Origin of the sequence: Planktotalea sp. (assembly GCF_039984035.1) — a bacterium.
In the GTDB taxonomy this organism is placed as follows: domain Bacteria; phylum Pseudomonadota; class Alphaproteobacteria; order Rhodobacterales; family Rhodobacteraceae; genus Planktotalea.
In genome coordinates this window covers 1-4,609 of sequence record NZ_JBDWVM010000385.1, presented here as the reverse complement: position 1 = coordinate 4,609, position 4,609 = coordinate 1, and the positions used below count along the sequence as shown (strand labels likewise).

4 protein-coding genes are annotated in these 4,609 nt (G+C 50.6%); 2 read left to right on the top strand and 2 right to left on the bottom strand.

From position 1 onward, the window contains the following. Positions 1–126: 126 nt before the first annotated feature. Complete coding sequence (locus tag ABJQ89_RS17110; RefSeq protein WP_348497366.1) at positions 127–1,122, bottom strand: TRAP transporter substrate-binding protein; 996 nt, start codon at positions 1,120–1,122, stop codon at positions 127–129. Between the two features lie 426 nt (positions 1,123–1,548). On the opposite strand from ABJQ89_RS17110, the gene ABJQ89_RS17105 reads away from it, so the two are divergent. Continuing rightward, on the top strand, positions 1,549–2,088 hold the full coding sequence (locus ABJQ89_RS17105) for a redoxin domain-containing protein (RefSeq protein WP_348497365.1): 540 nt from the start codon (positions 1,549–1,551) through the stop codon (positions 2,086–2,088). 45 nt (positions 2,089–2,133) lie between these two features. On the opposite strand, the gene ABJQ89_RS17100 is transcribed toward ABJQ89_RS17105, so the two are convergent. Further along, the gene (locus ABJQ89_RS17100) at positions 2,134–2,859 is read right to left on the bottom strand and encodes a GntR family transcriptional regulator (protein ID WP_348497364.1); all 726 of its coding nucleotides are present in this window, start codon (positions 2,857–2,859) and stop codon (positions 2,134–2,136) included. Between the two features lie 148 nt (positions 2,860–3,007). On the opposite strand from ABJQ89_RS17100, the gene uxaC reads away from it, so the two are divergent. Further along, positions 3,008–4,414 (top strand): glucuronate isomerase, encoded by a 1,407-nt coding sequence (gene uxaC, locus ABJQ89_RS17095; RefSeq protein WP_348497363.1) that lies wholly within the window; start codon positions 3,008–3,010, stop codon positions 4,412–4,414. Positions 4,415–4,609 lie beyond the last annotated feature (195 nt).

Sequence of the window (4,609 nt, the reverse complement as noted above, 5' to 3'; positions counted from 1 at the left end):
AAACCGTCGAGCACACGCTCAGTTCGTTGCATCCAAGGGGGTGCCTGTTCCACAAACCAATTCCTTTGGATTTGAAGTTTGTGCGCCCTGCCCTAAGACAGGGCGCACTTTGATATAAAGACCTGATTAGTCAGCGTTACGGAAAACGTTAACCAGATCTGTCATTTCAGGGTTCGCAGAGAGGAACTGCTCATATACTGGAGCCATTGCCGCTTGGAATGCTGCTTTGTCAGCGATTTCGTTCACGATAACGCCGCCCTCTTCAACGATCTTCATAGAAGCCGCTTCACGTTCCTGCCAAAGCTTACGCTGCAGGTCTGTGGAGTTTTTGCCAGCAGTTTTAACAATCTCTTGCTGCTCAGGTGTAAGCGCGTCGAATGTTTTCTTGGACATGCAGAGGCACTCAGGAATGATCAAGTGCTGCGTCAAAGAGTAGTACTTAGCAACTTCAAAGTGGCTTGTGGACTCGTAGGATGGTGGGTTGTTTTCTGCACCGTCTACAACGCCAGTTTTGATCGACTGGTATACTTCCGCGAACGCCATTGGTGTTGCGTTGCCGCCCATTGATTCAACCATGCCAACGAACAGATCGTTGTTCATGACGCGAACCTTCATGCCTTCAACGTCAGCAGGTGTGTTGATTGGCTTGATGGAGTTATAGAAAGAACGTGCGCCGGCGTCATAGTAACCCAGAGCAACGATGCCTTTTTCTTCCAGTGCTTCGCCAAGCGCTGCGCCTGGTGCACCGTCCATAAGTTCATACATCTGTGGGATGCTTTTGAACACGAATGGCAAGGAAACGACGTTTGTCGCTGGAACCGCTTGGCCCATCGGCCCAAGGCTGAATACACCAAAGTCCATGATGCCGAGACGAAGTTGCTCGATCGCATCAGGCTGGGAACCCAGAACACCTGCGTGGAATACTTTACCTGCGAGCTCGCCGCCAGTTTTCTCAGTGACTTCCGCCATGAACGCTTCCATGCCGTGTGACACTGGATAATCAACGACGTGGATGTTCCAGCCGCGCCAGTCTTTTGCTTCAGCAGCTACAGGCGCGAACGCCATTGTCGCAGCAGCTGCAAATGCGAATGCACCGCCACCGATGATGTTAGTGATCTTCATTGTTGTCTCCTCCTCAGGACAAATTATGGAAAAATTTCTCACACAAGTTACAAATTTTTACAAGTATGTTTTGTGAAGTTTTTTTGACATCGAGCTGCATTCCATTTCGCTCAAGCGGGTTTGCCCAGCCGAGCACTTTCCGTTAGGTTCATTTTTAATGTTTGTTTTCAGATAAATATTAGATATCTTGAACGGCCGCCTAGGGAATTTCGGAAGCCTGAAAAATGTTTAGTTCGGGGCCAAGCATCGCAAGGCACAACCTGCTTCCACGCTAGAATCACCAATTTGACAATTAGAGATCTTCACTGCAGTTTCCGAAGAATCTCGCGCAAAAGTGTTTCGAGCTTCGTTCGAAACTACGAAATACCCGCCCTGAATTTGCCCTCCCAAGTAGGGCAATGCTTACTCAACAAAAGGATCTTTACCATGTCACAATCCACTTCATTAAGCGCAACAAAGTTGCAGGGCGGCGCCCTATTTCCGTCTGTTGAAGTGCCAAAAATTGGCGGTGGAACAGTCGCGATTGGTGGCCCAAAAGAGCGTTGGACGTTGTTCATAGTTTATCGCGGGAAACACTGCGGGCGTTGCAAAAACTATCTGAATAAGCTCGAAAAGACCTACAAAGACTGGAACGCCGCCGGCTTTGATGTTGCTTGCATTTCTGCTGATCCGCTTGAAAAGGTAAACGCTGATATCGAACAATTCGGTTGGACGTTCGACATCGGCTATGACTTGCAAGAAGCTGATATGCGCAAAATGGGCCTATTCATCAGCGATCCGTTGGATTCAGGCGAGACAGACCGACGCTTTGCGGAACCTGGCATTTTCTGCATCCGCCCAGATGGCACGGCTCAAATCGTTGCTATTTCAAACGGCCCAGCCGCGCGCCCTGATCTCGATGAACTCCTTGATGGCATGATCTTCACGATCAAAAACGACCGCCCTGCGCGCGGCGATGTGGATTAAGCCTGCAAATCGATCGTGGCGGAATGACCGCCGCGATCACCTCAGCTAGGTGGCATTTTTGACGAACCAGTTATGGTTTTTGGCTTTAACCGTTTCGATATGAACCAATATTCCATCAAGATGGGTGCGCATGGCCGCAACGGCCGCTTCAGCGTCACATCGGCAAAGCGCGTCCAAAATCATGCTGTGTTCAGTAAATGCACTTTGCTGTGACTGCGCATCAAGCGATATCAAGCGGACACGATCCATGTGCGGTTTGATCTCGGTGATCATGTCCCACACATATGCCACACCAGCTTGAACACAAATTTCGCGATGGAACGCGTCGTCTGCTGCGTGAAACTTATCGCGATCATTTTGCGCCATGGCAGCACGTTGCTGGTCAACAAACTCAGTCAGTTTCGCGCGCGCCTGATCGTCCATACGTGCGCAAACGCTACGACAGTTCTGCACTTCTAGCGCTTTGCGAATGTATAACGCACGCAGCGCGGCATCTTCGGAAATAAGGCTTACCTTCGTTCCGCTTTGCGGGCGAATTTCCAGAAATTCCCTCTGGGCGAGACGTTTGAAAGCTTCGCGCACAGGTTGACGTGACACCCCGAGCAACCCAGAAACTTCTGTTTCCGAGAGTTTGGTCTGAGGTGGAAGCTCCAAGGTCAAGATTCGCGTGCGAATAAGATTAAACACCTGATCAGCGATGGTTCCCTCGCTATCGCGTACAAGGCAACCTAACTGCATCACCTCTTTCGCAGGTTGCTTTTTCTTAGTCATTATACACTTTTCCCAGTAACTTACGGCTCTAAGCATAGCACAATCTATGACTGTTTTGCCAACCGCTATTGCGGTTGACGCTTATACAGCGCCAAACTAGGTTATCAGTTAAATTGACGCGCGTAAAACCGCGAAATGGTGGGGATTCATGGCACTTTTGGACGAAAACAGGCTGTTTCCGACAGACCCTGCACTGCGCGAGTTCGCACGCAATCTATACGAGGGGATTCGTGATCTCCCAATTATCAGTCCACATGGGCATACAGATCCAAGATGGTTTGCGGAAAATGAACATTTCGCCAATCCAGCAGAGCTTTTTGTAACGCCGGATCATTACGTTTTTCGTATGCTGCACTCTCAAGGAATTCCGCTCGAAGCCCTTGGCGTGCCCCAAGCTGATGGCAGTGTAACGGAGACTGACCCGCGTAAGATTTGGCAGATTTTTGCAGAAAACTATTATCTGTTTCGCGGAACACCGTCTCGCATTTGGGTCGATCATGCCTTGCAGGAAGTTTTTGGTATTACCGAGCACCTGAGCGCCAAAACTGCTGATGCAATTTTTGATCAAATCGATGCCAATCTGAAAACAGATGCATTCCGCCCACGAGCGCTTTTCGAGCGCTTCAATATCGAAGCGATTTCCACCACGGAAAGCGCCATCGATGATCTTCGTTGGCATAAGATGATCAAAAACAGCGGGTGGGCTGGCAACGTCATCACGGCCTATCGCCCCGATTCCGTTATTGACCCAGAGTTCGACAATTTCGCAGAGAATGTTGCGATTTTTGGCGAAATGACGGGCGAAGACACGAGCACTTGGACAGGTTATCTTGCCGCCCATCGCAAACGCCGCGCTGATTTCAAAGCGCATGGCGCAACCTCTTCGGATCATGGTCACGCAACAGCGCGCACGGAAGATCTATCCCCTGATATAGCAGCGACCTTGTTGCAAAAGGCCTTGCAGGGCACGTGCACCGCGGAAGAAGCAGATCAATTTCGGGCGCATATGTTGACAGAAATGGCACGTATGAGTCTTGACGATGGGCTCGTCATGCAAATCCATCCGGGTTCCTATCGGAACCACTCTGCCAGTGCATTTGCGCGCTTCGGTCGTGACAAGGGTTTTGATATTCCAACGCGCACCGACTATGTGCATGCGCTCAAGCCGCTTCTCGACGCGGTGGGCCGCGAATCCAACCTGACTATCATATTGTTTACATTAGATGAATCTTCCTATGCACGTGAGCTCGCCCCGCTCGCTGGTGTCTACCCTGCCCTCAAACTTGGGCCTGCTTGGTGGTTCCATGACAGCGCCGAGGGCATGCGTCGCTACCGTGAAATGACCACGGAAACGGCAGGTTTCTACAACACAGTCGGCTTTAACGACGATACCCGTGCCTTCTGCTCTATTCCTGCTCGCCACGACGTGGCGCGGCGCGTGGATTGCGCATTCCTAGCTACGCTTGTCGGCACCGGTCGTCTCACGCCCGAAGAGGCACCAGATGTGGCCTATGACCTCTCATATCGCCTTGCCAAAGAGGCCTACAGACTTTGACGCTGGCGGCACGTAACACTCGAAAAATAACGCGTTCAGCGCATTTTATAGGACGACATCATGCAAAATTCTGAAACGCGCTACGCGATTGATCCAGCAACGGCCAAGACGCTTGATACCGATGGCCTGCGCACGCATTTCCATATCGATAACCTGTTCAATCCTGATGAACTCACGTTGGTTTATTCGCATTAT